At 64.7% G+C, this 18,982-nt stretch carries 14 protein-coding genes; 3 read left to right on the plus strand and 11 right to left on the minus strand.

Features of this window, described 5'->3' with window-relative positions:
* Nucleotides 1-316: 316 nt before the first annotated feature.
* The 11 genes from gntR to PIN01S_RS20395 form a co-directional block, all read right to left on the minus strand.
* A complete protein-coding gene (gene gntR / locus PIN01S_RS20345; protein ID WP_084338372.1) occupies nt 317-1,336 on the minus strand; it encodes an HTH-type transcriptional regulator GntR in 1,020 nt (339 codons plus the stop codon).
* A gap of 100 nt (nt 1,337-1,436) precedes the next feature.
* Entirely contained in the window at nt 1,437-2,450 is a 1,014-nt protein-coding gene (locus PIN01S_RS20350) for a TRAP transporter substrate-binding protein (protein ID WP_084338375.1), read from the minus strand.
* Nucleotides 2,451-2,556: 106 nt separating this feature from the next.
* Nucleotides 2,557-3,834 carry a TRAP transporter large permease gene (locus PIN01S_RS20355; protein WP_084338377.1) on the minus strand — a complete coding sequence of 426 codons (1,278 nt, stop codon included), beginning with the start codon at nt 3,832-3,834 and terminating at the stop codon, nt 2,557-2,559.
* A gap of 48 nt (nt 3,835-3,882) precedes the next feature.
* Nucleotides 3,883-5,031, minus strand: coding sequence for a gluconokinase, GntK/IdnK-type (locus PIN01S_RS20360; protein WP_244506014.1), 1,149 nt, complete (start codon nt 5,029-5,031; stop codon nt 3,883-3,885).
* 434 nt (nt 5,032-5,465) lie between these two features.
* Nucleotides 5,466-7,142: an RICIN domain-containing protein gene (locus tag PIN01S_RS20365; RefSeq protein ID WP_084338379.1), complete on the minus strand. Its 1,677-nt coding sequence runs from the start codon at nt 7,140-7,142 to the stop codon at nt 5,466-5,468.
* A gap of 663 nt (nt 7,143-7,805) precedes the next feature.
* Nucleotides 7,806-8,933, minus strand: a complete 1,128-nt coding sequence (locus PIN01S_RS20370) for an acyl-CoA dehydrogenase (RefSeq protein ID WP_084338382.1) — start codon at nt 8,931-8,933, stop codon at nt 7,806-7,808.
* Nucleotides 8,934-8,944: 11 nt separating this feature from the next.
* On the minus strand, nt 8,945-10,126 hold the full coding sequence (locus PIN01S_RS20375; RefSeq protein ID WP_084338384.1) for an acetyl-CoA C-acyltransferase: 1,182 nt from the start codon (nt 10,124-10,126) through the stop codon (nt 8,945-8,947).
* Between the two features lie 12 nt (nt 10,127-10,138).
* A complete protein-coding gene (locus tag PIN01S_RS20380) occupies nt 10,139-10,906 on the minus strand; it encodes a 3-hydroxyacyl-CoA dehydrogenase (RefSeq protein WP_084338386.1) in 768 nt (255 codons plus the stop codon).
* 24 nt (nt 10,907-10,930) lie between these two features.
* Nucleotides 10,931-12,592 (minus strand): acyl-CoA synthetase, encoded by a 1,662-nt coding sequence (locus PIN01S_RS20385; RefSeq protein WP_084338388.1) that lies wholly within the window; start codon nt 12,590-12,592, stop codon nt 10,931-10,933.
* A gap of 117 nt (nt 12,593-12,709) precedes the next feature.
* Complete coding sequence (locus tag PIN01S_RS20390) at nt 12,710-13,732, minus strand: AraC family transcriptional regulator (protein WP_084338390.1); 1,023 nt, start codon at nt 13,730-13,732, stop codon at nt 12,710-12,712.
* Between the two features lie 58 nt (nt 13,733-13,790).
* Nucleotides 13,791-15,473 carry an AMP-binding protein gene (locus tag PIN01S_RS20395; protein WP_084338392.1) on the minus strand — a complete coding sequence of 561 codons (1,683 nt, stop codon included), beginning with the start codon at nt 15,471-15,473 and terminating at the stop codon, nt 13,791-13,793.
* Between the two features lie 216 nt (nt 15,474-15,689).
* On the opposite strand from PIN01S_RS20395, the gene PIN01S_RS20400 reads away from it, so the two are divergent.
* The 3 genes from PIN01S_RS20400 (at nt 15,690) to PIN01S_RS20410 (ending at nt 18,981) form a co-directional block, all read left to right on the plus strand.
* The gene (locus tag PIN01S_RS20400; protein ID WP_084338393.1) at nt 15,690-16,085 is read left to right on the plus strand and encodes a MerR family transcriptional regulator; all 396 of its coding nucleotides are present in this window, start codon (nt 15,690-15,692) and stop codon (nt 16,083-16,085) included.
* Nucleotides 16,086-16,116: 31 nt separating this feature from the next.
* On the plus strand, nt 16,117-17,280 hold the full coding sequence (locus PIN01S_RS20405; RefSeq protein ID WP_084338395.1) for an isovaleryl-CoA dehydrogenase: 1,164 nt from the start codon (nt 16,117-16,119) through the stop codon (nt 17,278-17,280).
* A 96-nt stretch (nt 17,281-17,376) separates the two neighbouring features.
* Entirely contained in the window at nt 17,377-18,981 is a 1,605-nt protein-coding gene (locus PIN01S_RS20410; protein ID WP_084338397.1) for a carboxyl transferase domain-containing protein, read from the plus strand.
* The last annotated feature ends 1 nt before the right edge of the window (nt 18,982 follow it).

Raw genomic sequence — 18,982 nt, forward strand, 5'->3', positions numbered from 1 at the left:
CGAAAGAAAAGGGAGGCTGGAGTCCGATCGGACCCATGCGCCCTCGACCGCCAGCACTCGCTGTCAGGCGGGGCGCAAATTGTCAGAGGGGCTGAGGTGCCACTATCAGACGATCTTGATTTGGTAGTAAGGCGCAGCCAGCGAGGCTCGGAAAATTCTGATATTTCCGGGCAATTCAGTCGTCTTTATGGCGAATTGCTCCATTGCCGAAGCCAATGTGCCAGCCAGGTCGCTAGGGAAAATCCTAAGTCGCGCCCGGCCGGCGTCGACCAACAATTTGTCTGACCTGTGCACCAATACGCTTTTGTCGAAACGCTCAGGCGCTGTCGCGCAGGACGACTTCGAACCCCACGTCGATCCGCCGTTGCGTGGGCGGCTCGCCGCGCATCAGGCCGAGCAGCATTTCCGCCGCCAGTTGCCCGATGCGGCCGCGTGCCGTACGCACGGTGGTCAGCGCCGGATGCACCCAGGCGGCGGCCGGCAGGTCGTTGAAGCCGGCGATGGCCAGCCGCTGCGGAACGGCGATCTCGAGCTGGCGCGCACGGAACAGTGCTCCCAGGGCCACGTCGTCGTTGTTGAAGAAGATCGCGTCGACCTGGGGATGCCGGGCCAACAGGCGATCCAGGAGATCGGCACCAAGGCCGATGGAGGACAACTCCGACGTCAGCAGCTCCATATTCGGGTCGTGGCGCCCCTGCTCGCGCATGGCCTGGCGATAGCCTTCGGCACGCTGCAGGGTACGCGGGTCGAGCTGCGTCGCGGCGAAGGCGATGTGCCGATAACCCCGCTCGATGAGTGCACGGGTCATGGCCGCACCCGCCTCCACCTGGGAGAAGCCGACGCAGTAGTCGTCCTCGGTGTCGCTCAATTCCATCAGGGTGACGACGGGGCCCCGGCAACTGCCGAGGATTTCCCGGGCCGCGTCGCTGCGCTCGAAGCCGGTGACCAGCAACCCGGCCGGCTGGTGCGCCAGGAAAGCCCGCAGCAGCCGCTCGTCCTCCTCGACGCGGTAGTGGCTGACGCCGATCATCATCTCGAAACCGGCCGGCATCAGGACCCGCTGGATGGCCTCGACGGTATCGACGAACACCGAGTTGGACAGCGACGGAATCACCACTGCCACCAGGTTCGACTTGGAACTGGCCAGCGCCCGTGCCGCCGGGTGCGGCACATAGCCGAGTGCCTTGACCGCCTTCATCACCTGCTCGCGCAACGCATCCGATACCCGCTCCGGCTGCGACAGCGCCCGCGAGGCGGACATCAGCGAACAACCGGCGGCCTGGGCCACATCGGACAGGGTGACACGTTCGGCGGAGCGGCGACGACGTTGGCTCATGACGGTTCCATGGCAAAAAGGCCCGCGATTCTAGCGCGACCGGCACACCGGCGGGCAGCGGTGGACGCCCGCCCCACCAAGGGCAGACGTCCATCGGGCATCACTGCGGTGCTTTCTCCAGCTCGGCCTGGACCTGCTGGAACAGCTCCTGGCCCACGGTGTCGATCACCTTCTGGATCGCCGGCTGCGCCTGCTCGCGCATGCGCTGGACTTCCTCGGCACTGATCTCGTTGACCTGCATGCCTTTCTCCTTGAGTTGGGCCAGGGCCTTGGCCGCTTCCTCGCGGGTGTCCTGGCGCTCGAAGTCACGGGCCTTCTTCGCCGCCTCCATGAGGATGTCCTTCTCGGTCTGCGACAAGCCGTCCCACCAGCGCTTGGACACGGTGACGATCCACGGGCTGTACACGTGGTTGGTCACGGTGAGGTACTTCTGCACCTCATAGAACTTCGACGAGAGGATGGTGTTGTAGGGGTTTTCCTGGCCATCCACGGCCTTGGTCTCCAGCGCGGTGAACAGCTCGGAGAACGGCAGCGGCACCGCGTTGGCGCCCATCCGGTTGAAGGTGTCGAGGAACACCGGGTTCTGCATCACGCGCAGCTTGATGCCCTGGAAGTCTTCCATCTTCGCGATCGGCCGCACGTTGTTGGTCATGTTGCGGAAGCCGTTTTCCCAATAGACCAGGCCGACCAGGCCCTTTTCTTCCAGCTTGTCCATGATCTGCCGGCCGACCGGACCATCGAGCACGGCGTCGGCCTGCTTCTCGCTGCTGAACAGGAACGGCGTGTCCCACACCGCCATTTCCTTGGTGATGCCCACCAGGGTGGCGGTGGAACCCACCATCATTTCCTGGGCGCCACCGATCAGCGCGTTCTGCATCTGGTCATCGGAACCCAGGCTGGCCGCGCCGAAGGTACGCACCTTCAGCTTGCCGTCGGAGGCCTTGGCCACTTCCTCGGCGAACAGCTTGGCCGCCCTGCCCTGGTTACTGTTCTCGTTAAGGCCGTAGCCGAAGCGGATCATGCGCGGACGGATGTCGTCGGCCTGCGCCGACAGGCTGGCGAGGGGGCTGAGCAGCACGGCGGCAGCCAGGGCAGCGATCAGTGAACGTCTCATGGGGCGATACCTTTGTTGTTGTGAGATGAGGACGGGTTGGGCCTTGCCGGAGCAAAGCGAGGGTTTACCCCGGCGCCGGAGCGCCGGGCGGAACAAGCGATGGCGATCAGCGCAGCCATGCCAGCGGCACCGTGACGATCTGCGGGAAGGCGATCAGCAACGCGACGATGGCCATGTACACCAGGAAGAACGGCATCACCCCACGCACCAGCACCTCCATGCGCAGGCGGCCGATGCCGCCGACCACGTTGAGCACCGTACCCACCGGCGGGGTGATCAGGCCGATGGAGCCGATCAGCACGAACATCACGCCGAAGTACACCGGGTCGACGCCGGCCTTGACCACGATGGGCGACAGCACCGGGGCGAGGATCAGGATGGTCGGGGTCAGGTCGAGCACCATGCCCACCGCGATCATCAACACCATGATCGCCAGCACTAGCAGCTGCGGATGATTGGCCAGCGGGCCGAGCATGGCGCCGATCTCGTCCGGCAGTTGCGCCAGGGTCACCATATAGGCGGACACCGTGGCGGCAGCGCAGAGGAACATCACCGAGGCCGTGGTGCGGCTAGCGCGGGTCAGCGCCTCCACCAGGGTGGTCCAGTTCAGCTCGCGATAGAGCAAGGTGGACACCGCCAGCGCGTAGACCGCCGCCACCACCGCCGCCTCGGTCGGGGTGAAGATGCCGAAGCGCAGGCCGCCGACGATGATCACCGGCAGCATCAGCGCCGCCGCGCCGTCCACCAGCGCGCGCCGTCGTTCGGCGGCGCTGGCCTTGGGCGGGGTCGGCTCAGTGAAGCCACGGGCGATCAGCGACCAGGCGATGATCAGGCCGACGCCCATGATCAGGCCAGGCACCAGGCCGGCCATGAACAACTGGCTGATCGAGGTGTTGGTCACCACCCCGTAGATCACGAAGGGCATCGACGGCGGAATGATCGGCGCGATGATCCCGCCGGCCGCGACCAGGCCCGACGAGGCATGCAGCGGGTAGCCGCGCTGGCGCATCATCGGCAGCAGCAAGGTGGCCAGCGCCGCGGTGTCCGCCAGCGCCGAGCCGGACATGCTGGCCAGCAGCACGGCGGCGGCGATGGCGACGAAGCCCAGCCCGCCGCGCAAATGGCCGACATAGGCCTGGGCCATGGCGATGATCCGCCGGGAAATCCCGCCGGCATTCATCAGCTCGCCGGCCAGGATGAAGAACGGCACGGCCAGCAGTGGGAAGCTGTCGGCACCGGCCAGCAGGTTCTGCGCCAGCAGTTGCACATCCCAGAAGTCCAGGTACCACATCAGCACCACGCCGGTGAGGATCAGGGCGAAGGCGATGGGCATCCCGAAGGCCATGAAACCCAGTAGTGAAGAAAGGAAGACGGCGACAGTCATCAGGTCCTCGTGGGCAATGCCCGATTCTTATTGGAGGTAAAGCGCGACTCAGTCGGCCGTGACATTGGCCAGCGGGCTGGCCAGCTCTTCGGGACGGCGCCAGACGTTGACCAGTTGGACCAGGGCCAGCAGCACCAGCACCGCCATGCAGGCCAGCACCGGGACCATCGCCAGCACCACCGGGTAGCCCACCACTGGGCTCGAATTGCTCCAGCCGAACTGCACCTGGTTCCAGGCGCCGAGGGTCGACAAGGCACTGGCGATCGCCACCAGCAGCCAACTGGCGGAATCCACCAGGCGCCGCGCCAGATGCGGGAAGCGGTCGCGGATCATGCTGAAGCGCATCAGTTCGCCGCGCCGCATGCTCGATGCGACGCCGACGAACACCAGCCAGACGAAGGCCAGCCGCGACAGTTCCTCGGCCCCGGCCCAGCCGGTACCAAAGGCATAGCGCGCCACCACGTTGCCGAATACCACCACCACCATGAAGGCCATCAGTACCGCCATCATCCCGTCGGTGAGACGGTCGAACAGCCGCGCCACACCGCCGGTGTAGATGGGCTCGCCGGTCAACTGGGGTTGCACGCCGGGGATATGGTTAGCGCTATCACCGGATTGCGCGGAAAAACCCACGCGCTCCTGAATCGCCTCACCCACGGTGACGTGGCGCACCCAGGCACACACCTCGGCGACCACCGCCTGGCGGGCCTGGGAGGCATCCACGCACAGCACGCCGGGCTCGCCTTCCGGCGACTCGAGGGTGGCGAACTGGCTGTCGACCAGGGAGGTCGGCATGAAGTGACCGGGACGGGCCCCAACCCGTTGCAACGCGGTGGGGTGATCGATGCTCAAGTGGGCGAAACGCAAGCCGGGAACGGCTGCACGCAGACGGTCGCGGTAGGCGCGCTTGAGCGCCGAACAGGCCAGCACGAAGCCTTCGCCAGACGCCAGCGCGGCCTGCATCTCGACGATCAGCGCGTCCAGCCAGTGGATGCGGTCTTCGTCGCCGAGGGGAATGCCGGCGCGCATGCGCTCGACGTTTTCGCGGGGGTGGAAATGATCGGCCTCGATATGCCGCCAGCCGAGTTCGGCGGCGACGGCCTGGCTGATGTCGCTCTTGCCGGAACCACTGACGCCCATCACCACCAGGGTGCGGCGTGCCGGCTCTTCGACGCGGGCAGGATGGACAGTAGACATGCGCTCTCCAGGGACCCCATCGGTGTGAGGTCGTTCATTGTTTGGCGCGATGGTAGCGCTAACAATTCTATCCGGCAAGCCAGCGAAAAGAGAGGTTTGGAAAAAGACGACGAATGAAATACCCACCCGCCAGCCCACAGGGGTAGCTCGAAAGGTGGCTGCAGAGTGGATTTATCGGCGAGTGAAAGGCATGCGCTCATACCGCGTCGGGCGTGTGAGCCGATGCCCACAACGATCCGTAGAGCGAGCTCTGCTCGCGAAGCAGAATATCGCCGAACGCACGAATAGCCAGCAGAGCTGGCTCGAAGAGCGCGCCTGCTCTGGGGCGTGTGACTGGCGGGATAGAAGAAAAGCAAATCCGCGGTCATCGATACAACCGCGGATAAAAACCGCTCGACAACGCGGAGAACGCGTTGCCGAGCGGGCGAAGTCAATCAGCGCAGCGATACGCCGCCCGACTTCCAATAGTTGTTGGTCTTCCTGATCAAGTTACCGCCATCGGTTTCCGGGTTGGTCTGTGGGTAATCTCCAGGACCGAACAGCAGGGCAACAACGTGTGCATTCGCGACATCGTTCATGCGCGAGAAGAAATAATCCACCTTGTTGTCTTTGTAGTGCTGGAACGTATTGTTCATGGCCATGTTACCCAGCGGAATCTGCCAGATGATCATGGGCTTGCCGATGGTCTCGGTGAGCGTCTTGATCTGATTCATGTAGGTGGCGAAGCCTTTGTCGTCCCACCAGTGGTAAGACTTCCCTTGCTCCTGGTACCAGCCCGCATCACGGTCCGAAGCATCGGTCACGAGGAAATCGCCTTTGCCGGCGCCGAGATCCTTAAAGAACTTGGCACATTCCTGCGATTTCCCCTCCATGGTGTAGTCCCAGCAGGAAACGTGGATGCCTACGGTGGAATTGCGCGCGTACTTGTGCGCCATCGAGATCAAGCAGCTTGCCAATCCGGCAGCATTGTTCTCGTCGTTGGCACAATCGGTCGAGTTAGCTGCCTTGACTTGCGCAGGGACAGCCCGGGGGTTGCTATTGATCGACCGCACGTAGCCCCAGAAGTCCGGCTCCAGGTGGATTGTGGTCTTCTCATCTCCGACCTGCTGGAGGAAGAAACGGTAGTCATCCATGTAGCGCTTGAGCAGCTTGGCGTCGTTGACGGCATTGACTTCGCCCGGGCCATCGGAATAGCCCGCCGCGTCCCCGAGATCCCTCAGCGAATACCATGTCCAGTGCTTCATCTGTGCGAGATTCTTCTGCCCAGCTACAAAGTTTTTACGCTCGCGCCACATCGAAACGAACAGGCCGGGCTTGGTGTTCCATTGCGACCGCGACCAGCAGGCCCACCAGCCAGTCAAATTGCCGCAGGCATTATCGCAGTTGTTATAACAAGCCTGGTTGGTCGCTGGCTGGCTATGCACATAGTGGTAACGTATATGGAACGGCGCCGCGTCAGAGGTTTTATCCTCCATCGCTCCGCCGATCAGTATTTTGTCGCTGCCCATGAAAGACTTGCTGAACGAGCCACCCTTCGAGACCGAAGCCCCACAATCGCCATCCACCGGGTTGAAATACCAACGCTGACTCGCCGACGACGTATCGGCATTCTGGTAGATCGCCGAACCACGGTCTTTATTGGCTACCGTCACGAGCTTTTTCGAATTTTCGCCAATGATCTTGAAGGCGCCGCTGCTGGTGCTAACCAATTGCCACTGCTGATTCGCGTAGCCGTAGTAGTCCCATTGCTTGATCGCGCCACCATCCACGGTGTACCAACCGTAGACGTCCATGGACTTATTGCTGTGCACGGGGCGAATCGACCATTCCTTATTACCCAGGTCGGTAACCAGCCAGCGCTGGTTGGCTGCCCCGTTCGCCGGCCACTGGATAATGCTTGCATTGTTTTCTTTGGAGCCTTTTGCGACATCCAGATACAGGCCGCTGGCTTCATTGACGATGTTATAGACCTTGCCGCTCACCGGCATATAGGTGCAGTTCGCCGCTTGCGCGGCGAATGACAGAAAACCACCGGCGACCACCGCTGCGACTTGTCCCGCAATGATGGCCGTCGATTTAACGAAGGAAAAACCATTTCCTAACATATCCATCGCCTTCCCAATTAGTTGTCGTAGGCATCAGAAAAAAATGCCGGCTGGCATTACCGAGTCTGGAACATGCATTGTCGGGGGGGTTCGTCTCGATCTACTTGGATTTGCCGACTCCCAATGAGGAAGGCCATCCGCCAGAAAGCAAGCGCAAGCGTTGCCCCGGCAGGTGACTGCCAAGCAATCCAAGTCAAACACGATTAGAACAGTGGCGAACCCCATACAATTGCCACTCGGCGACGCACTGAGGATTTATATTTCCCCAGCCCTCTTCAAATATATTCCGGCACTGCTGTCAGATATAAATCCAGATCACAGTCCCTATTATCGAGAGGTTTGGCGATTATATGTTTCGGAGATTGTTAGACAATTGGGCAAATCCCTACAAAGGCATCGGATTTCTCGGGAAATTCCGAATCTGCCAAGTCATAGTGCTCACGATCGCAAACCAGGTCTCATTTCACCGCGTACAAGCCGGGGGGACATTCACCGCGAATATGACTTCGGCCCATCGAGAATGAATTCGCTCCCGCGGCAAGGGCCGAACACGGCCCTTGTAGGAGCGAGCGAAGGGAGGCCACCTGTAGAGGCGAATTTATTCGCCCGAATCCGGCCTCGTCGGGCGAATGAATTCACCCCTACAAAAGCGAGGACGACAGCCTTCTTCTACAACCCGCGCGCAATCACCATCCGCTGCACGTCACTGGTGCCTTCGTAGATCTGACAGACCCGCACGTCGCGGTAGATGCGCTCCACCGGGAAGTCGCTCAGGTAGCCGTAGCCGCCCAGGGTCTGGATGGCAGCCGAACAGACCTTCTCGGCCATCTCCGAAGCGAACAGTTTGGCCATGGAGGCTTCGGTCAGGCAGGCCAGGCCAGCTTCGCGCAGGTTGGCGGCGTGGTGGACCATCTGCCGGGCCACGGCGATCTGCGTGGCCATGTCAGCCAGGCGGAAGGCCACGGCCTGGTGCTCGATCAGCGGCTTGCCGAAGGCGCTGCGCTCATGGGCGTAGTCGCGGGCGGCTTCGAAGGCGGCACGGGCCATGCCCACCGATTGAGCGGCGATGCCGATACGCCCACCCTCCAGGTTGGCCAAAGCGATTCGATAGCCCTCGCCCTCCTCGCCCAGGCGCAGCTCCGCCGGCACTCGCACATCGTTGAGGACGATCTGGCAGGTGTCCGACGCATGCTGGCCGAGCTTGTCCTCCACCCGCGCCACCTGATAGCCGGGGCTGTCGGTGGGCACGATGAAGGCGCTGATGCCCTTCTTGCCGGCCGCCGGATCGGTCACAGCGAAGACGATCACCATTCCGGCATGGGCACCCGAGGTGATGAACTGCTTGGTGCCGTTCAGTACGTAGTGCTCCCCGTCGCGCCTTGCGCGGGTTTTCAGCGCGCTGGCATCCGACCCGGCCTGGGGTTCGGTCAGGGCGAAGGCACCGAGCATCTCGCCACGTGCCAGCGGGATGAGAAAGTTGCGCTTCTGCGCCTCGCTGCCGAACTTGAGGATCGGCATGCAGCCCACCGAGTTGTGCACGCTCATGATGGTGGAACAGGCGCCGTCGCCAGCGGCGATTTCTTCCAACGCCATGGCATAGGCCAGATGACCGGTCTGGGCCCCACCCCACTCTTCCGGCACCAGCATGCCGAGAAAGCCGAGGTCGGCCATCTCGTGAATCGCCTCCGCGGGAAATCGGTGCTCGCGATCCCATTCGGCGGCGTTGGGTTTCAGCCGTTCCTGGGCGAACTGGCGAGCGACGTCGCGGATTTGCAGGGCTTCTTCGCTGGGTAGCATGACTTTTCTCCTTACAGTCGCTCGACCGCCACAGCCGTCGCCTCACCACCACCGATGCAGATGGCCGCGACGCCGCGTTTCAGGTCGTACTGCTTCAGCGCCGACAGAAGCGTGACCAGGATTCGCGCCCCGGACGCCCCGATGGGATGGCCGAGGGCGCAGGCGCCACCGTGTACGTTGAGCTTGTCGTGGGGCAGATCGAGGTCGCGCATGGCCGCCATGGCCACCACGGCGAAGGCTTCGTTGACTTCGAACAGATCGACCCCGCCCAGGGACCAGCCGGTGCGCTCCATCAGCCGCCGCACGGCGCCGATGGGCGCGGTGGGGTACAGGTTCGGCGCGTCGGCGAAAGAAGCATGTCCACGGATCGCCGCCAGCGGCATCAGCCCGCGCTTCTCCGCCTCCGACAGGCGCATCAGCACCAGGGCGGCGGCGCCGTCGGAAATGGAGCTGGAATTCGCCGCGGTGACGCTGCCACCCTCGCGGAAGGCCGGCTTGAGGGTCGGAATCTTGTCCAGTTTCGCCTTGGGCGGCTGCTCGTCGTGCTCGACGGTACGCAGTTCCCGACCGGCCTTGGCCTGTACCGGGACGATTTCGTCGGCGAAGCGGCCGGTGGCAATGGCCTGCTGCGCCCGGGTCAAGGAAGCGATGGCGAAACGGTCCTGGGCCTCGCGGCTGAAACCGTAGGCTTCGGCACAGTCCTCGGCGAACGCCCCCATCAGGCGGCCCTTGTCGTAGGCATCTTCCAGGCCGTCGAGGAACATGTGATCGAGCACCCGGCCATGCCCCATGCGATAGCCGGAACGCGCCCGCTCCAGCAGATAGGGGGCGTTGGACATGCTCTCCATACCACCGGCAATCACCACGTCGGCGCTGCCGGCGAGCAGCAGGTCATGCCCCAGCATCGCGGCCTTCATGCCCGATCCGCACATCTTGTTCAGGGTCGAGCAGACGGTCCCGCGCACCAGCCCGGCGCCCAGGGCGGCCTGGCGTGCCGGTGCCTGCCCCTGACCGGCGGGCAGCACGCAGCCCATCACCACTTCGTCCACCGCGTCGGCGGCCAGCCCCGCTCGCTCCACGGCGGCCCGGATGGCGGCGGCACCCAGTTCCGCCGCAGTGACGTCCTTGAAGTCGCCCAGGAAGCCACCCATTGGGGTGCGGGCGGCGCTGACGATGACGATTGAATCGTTCATGGCATTCACCTCTTATTTCGCGGCCATGCGGATGGCGCCGTCGAGACGGATCACCTCGCCGTTGAGCATGGGGTTCTCGATGATGTGGCGGACCAGCGCGGCGTACTCGGCCGGCCGGCCCAGGCGCGGCGGGAACGGCACGCTGGCGCCCAGGCCGTCGCGCACTTCCTGGGGCATCGCGGCCATCATCGGCGTCTCGAAGATGCCGGGGGCGATGCACATCACGCGGATGCCGGAGCGCGCCAGTTCGCGGGCGATCGGCAGGGTCATACCGACCACGCCGCTCTTCGACGCCGAATAGGCGGCCTGGCCGATCTGCCCGTCGAAGGCAGCCACCGAGGCCGTATTGACGATCACCCCGCGCTCGCCCTCCTCATTCGGCTCGCCGCGCGCCATGGCCTCGGCCGCCAGGCGCAGCATGTTGAAGGTGCCGATCAGGTTGATGGCGATCACCCGGTTGAAGCTCTCCAGGCCGTGTACGCCGTTGCGTCCGATGACCTTCTCCGCCGGCGCCACGCCAGCGCAATTGACCAGCCCGTGCAGCGCCCCGAAGGCATCGAGGGCCTGCTCCACCGCCTGGCGGCCGTCTTCTTCCTGGGTGATGTCGGCGCGCACGAAACGCGCGGCCGCACCCAGCTCCGTCGCCAAGGCCTGGCCGGCTTCGACGTTGACGTCCACCAGCACCACCTTGCCGCCGTTTTCCACCAGCAGGCGCGCGGTGGCGGCACCGAGGCCGGAGCCACCGCCGGTGATCAGGAATACGCGGTTGTCGATACGCACGTCGTCTCTCTCCTCAGTACTGATTCAATTCGCCGCCGCTTGCGGCATGGCCGCCTGCTGGCGGGCGATTTCCTGGTTGCGCAGCAGAAAGCGCTGGATCTTGCCGCTCGGGGTCTTCGGCAGTTCAGCGACGAATTCGATCTCCCGTGGGTAAGCATGGGCCGAAAGTCGCTTGCGTACATGCTGCTGCAGTTCCGTCGCCAGCTCCGGGGTGCCGGCGTAGCGGCCACCGAGCACCACGAACGCCTTGACGATCTCGGTGCGCTCAGGGTCCGGCTTGCCGATCACCGCCGCCTCCACCACCGCCGGGTGCTCGATCAGCGCGCTTTCCACGTCGAACGGACCGACCCGGTAGCCGGAGGTGGTGATGATGTCGTCCGAGCGGCCGACGAAGCTGATGCTGCCGTCCTCGTTCAATTCGACCGTATCGCCGCTCAGGTAGTAGTCGCCGACGAAGGCGCCGGTCGCCATGCCCTGATAGCCGGGGAACCAGAACAGCGGCGAGCGCGCGCGGTCCACCGCGAGGATGCCGGGTACGCCGGGCGGCAATTCCCGCGCCTGTTCGTCGATCACCACGACCCGATGGCCAGGCACCGGGAATCCGGCCGCGCCGAGGCGTACCGGATGCGCCAGCGCATGGTGATTGCACACCACCATGCCCAGTTCGGTCTGGCCGTAGTGATCGTGAATGGTCGTGTCCAGCCGGTCGGCGAACCAGCGGATCACCTCCGGCGTGAGCGGTTCACCGGCACTGCTCACCGCGCGCAGGCGGCCCTTGAGCGCCGGCTCCACCTCCTCCGCCGCTGCCAGTAGCAGCCGGTAGGCCGTGGGCGAGCCGGCAAGGTTGGTGATGGCGTATTTGTCGATGATCCGGCAGGTGCTCTCCACCGTGAACGGCCCTTCGTAGAAGGTGGTGGCATGGCCGAGGGCGAGCGGCCCGGTGACGGCGTAATAGAGCCCGTAGGCCCAGCCCGGGTCGGCGAGGTTCCAGAAGGCGTCGTCGGGACGCAGGCCAATGGCGTCGCGCATGTAGCCGACAAAGGCGAGGATCGCCTTGAGCGGGACCGGCACCGGCTTGGCCAGACCGGTGGTGCCCGAGGTGAACATCATCAGGAACGGGTCTTCGCCGCTGCGCAGCACCGGCTCGCAGTCGGCGGGCTGAAGCGCCACCTCGGCCCAGAAATCGAAGTCGCCGGGGCGCGCCGCCTCCCCCTCCGGCATGACGCAGACCACCGGCGGACAACCACTCACCTCGTCCAGCTTGGCCCGGTTCGCCGGGTCGGTGACCACCAGGCGCGTGCCGGCGGTGGCGACCCGATGCTCGATGGCCTTCGGCCCGAACGCGGTGAACAACGGTTGATAGACCGCACCGAGCCGCCAAGCGGCGAGGATGGTCACCAGCAGCGCCGGCGTGCGCGGCAGCATCCCGGCCACACAATCGCCAGGCTGGACGCCCTGCTGGCGCAGGAAATTGGCGAAGCGGGCGGACAGTTCGCGAAGCTGGCTGAAACGGTAGACGGCGCTGCTGCCGTCGCGGCCTTCCCAATGCAGGGCAATGGCGTCGCTGTCGGCGTGGCGGTCGCAGCATTCGACGCAGGCGTTCAGGGCGTCCAGGGAACCGGCCAGGGTGTCCCGGGCGGCGGCGGCAAGATCGAATCCGGCAACGGCGGCGGCATGGTCGCGCATGGCATGACTCCTCGGCTTGTTGTTATCGGAGCTGCCGGGATATTCGCGCCGTGGCCGGAATGGGGCAATGTCGAAAGGAATCGATCTGCCTGAGCGTTTTTGACAATCGGCCGCCTGCTAGGCGCTGTCATCCGGCCGCATCAGCCGGCGATACTGCCCTGGCGTCGAGCCGGTCCACTTCTTGAACGCCTTGTAGAAGGCGCTGATATCGGCGAAGCCCAGTTCGGCGGCCAGCGCGTCGAACTGGCTGTACCCATCCTGGTTCAGCCGGGCGATGGCCAGGTCGCGGCGCACCTGGTCCTTGAGCGACTGGTAGGACTGCCCCTCCTGGGCCAACTTGCGCCGCAATGTCGAGGCGGCCATGAAATAGTGCCCGGCGAGCGCTTCCAGGTCCGGCCAGCGGTCCGGCCGCAGGCTGCGCAGGTAGGCCTTGATCCGCGCCGCCAGGCTCTTCGGGTCGCGGTACTTGACCAGGATGTTGGCCGGCGCGCCGGCGAGGAACCGCTTCAGTTCCAGCTCGCTGCGGCGCACCGGCAGGTCGAGGCTCTCGGCGTTGAACAGCAGGCGCGACACCGGCTGGTCGAAGCGCAGGTTGTCGCTGAACATCACCCGGTAGTCCTCGATGTAGTCCGGCTTCGGGCAGCGCAGGTCGACCGCGAGAATCGGGATGCGCCGCCCCACCAGCCAGCAGGCCAGGCCGTGGATGATCATCCAGCAGGTGAAATAGCTGAAGGCGCGACGCGGCGCAGCCTGTTCGAGCAACTGGATTTCCGCCATGCCGCCCTGGCGCACCAGCTTCGGCTGCAGGTCGTCGAAGACCAGGTCGAGGAACCTCGAGGCCAACCCCAGCGCCCTCTCCAGGTCCGGCTCCCCCACGGCGCAGCGGCACAGGAAGGCGAAGCTGCCGACCTTCATCCGCCGTGGGTTCATACCGAAGAACTCATCGTCCATGCACGCGGCAATGGATAGCCAGAGCCGCCCGTAGGCTTTCGCCGGCACCCGGGCGTATGGCTTGTCCAGCCACTCGGCGGCGATCCCGGCGCGGGCCAGCAGCCCGCGTTCGTCGTGCCCCTGCCGGCGCAGTTCGAGCAGCGCCTCGTTGACCAGCCGAATGGAAATGGTGCCCTTTTCTACCGACATGCCCGCCGTGCTTCCTCTGCGTCAGGCTGGAGAGTCTGCACGGCAGCCCGGCCGGCTTTCAACCGGCCACAGGCAATCGCAACGCTTCCACGCTGATCTCGCGCATGCGGAACTTCTGGATCTTGCCGGTCACGGTCATGGGAAATTCGTCGACGAAGCGGTAGTAGCGCGGCACCTTGAAATGGGCGATGCGGCCCTGGCAGAACGCACGCAGGTCCTGCTCGGTGGCGCTGTGCCCCGGATGCAGCTTGACCCAGGCGACGATCTCCTCGCCGTACTTGTCGTCGGGAATACCGATCACCTGCACGTCGGCCACTGCCGGGTGGGTATAGAAGAACTCCTCGATCTCCCGCGGATAGATGTTCTCGCCGCCGCGAATGATCATGTCCTTGTTGCGCCCGACGATCTTCAGGTAGCCGTCGTCGTCCATCACCGCCAGGTCGCCGGTGTGCATCCAGCGCGCCCCGTCGATGGCCTCGCGGGTCGCCTCCGGGTTGTTCCAGTAGCCGAGCATCACGCTGTAGCCACGGGTGCACAATTCGCCGATCTGCCCGCGCGGGACGATACGGCCGTGCTCGTCGATGATCTTGCTCTCCAGATGCGGCTGGGTGCGGCCCACGCTGCAGGTACGGCGCTCCAGGTCATCGTCGGGCGCGGTCTGGGTGGACACCGGGCTGGTCTCGGTCATGCCGTAGGCGATCTGCACCTCGCTCATGTGCATCTCGCCGATCACCCGTTTCATCACCTCGATCGGACAGGTGGCCCCGGCCATGATCCCGGTGCGCAGGCTGGAGAGGTCGAAGCGCGGGCGTTCCGGGTGATCCAGCTCGGCGATGAACATGGTCGGCACGCCGTACAGCGCGGTGGCCTTCTCCTCCGCCACCGCTTCCAGCACCGCCAGCGGCTCGAAGGCGGCACTCGGGTAGATCAGGGTCGAGCCATGGGTCAGGCAGCCGAGATTGGCCATCACCATGCCGAAGCAGTGGTACAGCGGCACCGGCACCACCAGGCGGTCCTGCTCGGTGAGTCTCAGGCTCTCGCCGACCATGAAGCCGTTGTTGAGGATGTTGTAGTGGCTGAGGGTGGCACCCTTGGGGAAGCCGGTGGTGCCGGAGGTGTACTGGATGTTGATCGGGTCGTCGAACTGCAGCAGTTCTCCGCGTGCCGCCAAGGCGTCGGCGGGGATTTGCTCGGCCCCGACCTGCAGCGCCTGCCAGCCGAGCATGCCGGGGGCCGGTTCGGCACCGAGGCTGACGATGCCGCGCAGCTCGGGCAAGCGCACGCAATCCAGCTGGCCCGGCGTCGAACCGGGCAGTTCCGGCAGCAGCTCGGCGAGCATGGCGTGGTAGTCGGACGTCTTGAAGGCATCGGCGCAGATCAGCCAACGGCAACCGGATTGCTTGAGCGCATACTCCAGCTCGTTGAGCCGATAGGCCGGGTTGATGTTGACCAGGATGGCGCCGACCTTGGCGCTGGCGAACTGGGTGATGCACCACTCCGCGCAATTCGGTGCCCAGATGCCCAGCCGGTCGCCCGGTTGCAGCCCCAGCGCCATCAGGCCACGTGCGCACCTGTCGACCGCCTCGGATAGCTCGGCCCAGCTGAACCTCAGCCCCTGGTGACGCACCACCAGGGCTTCGCGTTGCGGGAAGCGGCGCACGGTATCGTCGAACGCGGCACCGATGGTCATCGCCAGCAGGGGCTTGTCCTGCGGGCCACGGGTATAGCTGAGGTGGGTCATTGGCTTTCCCTTCTTGTGATTGTCGATGGGGATAGACAAGCGCTGGCCGGCTACCGCATCGGCCCATTACCTTTACGTAAACGTAAAACACCTGCGGTTGTCCAGTGACGCTTTGGTCTGATGGCGAATGAGCAGTACGGGTTCCCTGTTCTTCCCGATTGACAGCCGTTCAGCGCAAGTTTACGTTTACGTAAAGGTAATCCACACAGGCCCGCCATGACGACCTACTCCATCTCCGATCTCGCCCGCGAACTGGATGTCACCACCCGCGCCATCCGCTTCTACGAGGAGCAAGGCATGCTCAGCCCGGAGCGCCGTGGCCAGGAGCGCATCTACAGCCCGAAGGACCTGGTGGCCCTGAAACTGATCCTGCGCGGCAAGCGCATCGGCTTTTCGCTGGCCGAATGCAAGGAACTGATCGACCTCTACGACCCCAGCAGCGGCAACCGCAAGCAACTGGAGACCTTCATGGAGAAGATCGCCGCCCGCCGCGCCCAGCTCGAACAGCAGTTGCTGGACATCGAGCAGATGAAGCTGGAACTGGACACTGCCGAGGAGCGCTGCCTCGCCGCCCTCGCCGAAACCAAGCAGAAACAGGGCGCCAGCGCCTGATCCCCGACAACGACAATCACAGGTGGACCCCATGAGCTACCCGAGCCTCAACTTCGCCCTCGGCGAAACCATCGACATGCTGCGCGAGCAGATCCAGGCCTTCGTCGCCAGCGAGCTGACCCCGCGCGCCGCCGCCATCGACCAGGAAAACCAGTTCCCCATGGACATGTGGCGCAAGTTCGGCGACATGGGCCTGCTCGGCATTACCGTCGAGGAAGAGTACGGCGGCTCGGGCCTGGGCTATCTGGCCCATGTCATCGCCATGGAAGAAATCAGCCGCGGCTCGGCCTCGGTCGCCCTCTCCTACGGCGCCCATTCCAACCTGTGCGTCAACCAGATCAAGCGCAACGGCAATGCCGAGCAGAAAGCCAAGTACCTGCCCAAGCTGGTCTCCGGCGAGCACGTCGGCGCCCTGGCGATGAGCGAACCCAACGCCGGCTCCGACGTGGTTTCCATGAAGCTGCGCGCCGACCGCAAAGGCGACCGCTTCGTCCTCAACGGCAGCAAGACCTGGATCACCAACGGCCCGGATGCCAACACCTACGTGATCTATGCCAAGACCGACCTGGACAAGGGCCCGCACGGCATCACCGCGTTCATCGTCGAGCGCGACTGGAAGGGTTTCTCCCGCAGCCAGAAGTTCGACAAGCTCGGCATGCGCGGCTCCAACACCTGCGAGCTGTTCTTCGATGACGTCGAGGTCCCGGAAGAGAACGTCCTCGGCGCGGTCAACGGCGGTGTCAAGGTGCTGATGAGCGGGCTCGACTACGAGCGCGTGGTTCTCTCCGGCGGCCCGGTGGGCATCATGCAGGCGTGCATGGACGTGATCGTCCCCTACATCCACGACCGCAAGCAGTTCGGCCAGAGCATCGGCGAGTTCCAGCTGATCCAGGGCAAGGTGGCGGACATGTACACCCAGCTCAACGCCAGCCGCGCCTACCTCTATGCCGTGGCCCAGGCTTGCGACCGTGGCGAGACCACCCGCAAGGACGCCGCCGGGGTGATCCTCTATACCGCCGAGCGCGCCACCCAGATGGCCCTGGAAGCGATCCAGATCCTCGGCGGCAACGGCTACATCAACGAATTCCCCACCGGCCGCCTGCTGCGCGACGCCAAGCTCTACGAGATCGGCGCCGGCACCAGCGAAATCCGCCGCATGCTGATCGGCCGCGAGCTGTTCAACGAGACGAAATAACGGCAGCTACAAGCTGCAAGCTTCAAGCGGCAAGCACATGCGCCCGGCGCTCTTCTTGCAGCTTATAGCTTGAGGCTTGCCGCTCATGGAGAAGCCATGATCCTGAACACACAAATCAATCCCCGCTCGCCGGAGTTCGCCGCCAACCGCGAATCGATGCTGGCCCAGGTCAATGAGCTGCGCACGCTGCTCGGGCGCGTCCATGAAGGCGGCGGCGAGAAGGCGCAACTGCGCCACACGTCGCGCGGCAAGCTGCTGCCCCGCGAACGCATCAACCGCCTGCTCGACGCCGGCTCGCCGTTCCTCGAGGTCGGCCAGCTCGCCGCCCATGAGGTGTACGGCGAGGACGTGCCGGCCGCAGGCGTGGTGGCCGGTATCGGCCGGGTCGAAGGCGTCGAATGCATGATCATCGCCAACGACGCGACCGTGAAAGGCGGTAGCTACTACCCGCTCACCGTGAAGAAGCACCTGCGCGCCCAGGCCATCGCCCGGGAAAACCGCCTGCCCTGCATCTATCTGGTGGATTCCGGCGGCGCCAACCTGCCGCGCCAGGACGAGGTATTCCCCGACCGCGAGCACTTCGGCCGCATCTTCTTCAACCAGGCCACTATGAGCGCCATGGGCATCCCTCAGATCGCCGTGGTGATGGGCTCCTGCACCGCCGGCGGCGCCTACGTGCCGGCCATGGCCGACGAGACCATCATGGTGCGCAACCAGGCGACCATCTTCCTCGCCGGCCCGCCGCTGGTGAAGGCCGCCACCGGCGAGGTGGTGAGCGCCGAGGACCTGGGCGGCGCCGACGTGCACTGCAAGACCAGCGGCGTGGCCGACCACTACGCGGAGAGCGACGAACACGCCTTGGCCCTGGCCCGGCGATGCGTGGCCAACCTCAACTGGCGCAAGTTGGGCGAGCTGCAGAGCCTGCCGCCGAAGCCGCCGCGCTATGACGCCGAAGAGCTGTACGGTGTGATCCCGGCCGACAGCAAGCAGCCGTTCGATGTGCGCGAAGTGATCGCCCGCCTGGTGGACGACTCGGCCTTCGATGAATTCAAGGCGCTGTTCGGCACCACCCTGGTCTGCGGCTTCGCCCATCTGCATGGTTATCCCGTGGCGATCCTGGCGAACAACGGCATCCTCTTCGCCGAAGCCGCGCAGAAAGGCGCCCACTTCATCGAACTGGCCTGCCAGCGCGGCATCCCGCTGCTGTTCCTGCAGAACATCACCGGCTTCATGGTCGGCCAGAAATACGAAGCCGGCGGCATCGCCAAGCATGGCGCCAAGCTGGTTACCGCGGTGGCCTGCGCCCGTGTGCCGAAGTTCACCGTGATCATCGGCGGCAGCTTCGGCGCCGGCAACTACGGCATGTGCGGCCGCGCCTACGACCCGCGCTTCCTGTGGATGTGGCCGAACGCGCGAATCGGCGTGATGGGCGCACAGCAGGCGGCCGGCGTACTGGTGCAGGTCAAGCGCGAGCAGGCCGAGCGCAGCGGCCAGGCGTTCTCCGACGAGGACGAGGCGCGCCTCAAGCAGCCCATCGTCGAGCAGTACGAGCGCCAGGCCCATGCCTTCTACTCCAGCGCACGGCTGTGGGACGACGGCGTGATCGACCCGGCGCAGACCCGCGAGGTGTTGGCCCTGGCGATCTCCGCCAGCCTCAATGCCCCGATCGAGAAGACCACCTTTGGCGTATTCCGGATGTAAT

The organism is Pseudomonas indica NBRC 103045 (genome assembly GCF_002091635.1).
Classification (GTDB): domain Bacteria; phylum Pseudomonadota; class Gammaproteobacteria; order Pseudomonadales; family Pseudomonadaceae; genus Pseudomonas_M; species Pseudomonas_M indica.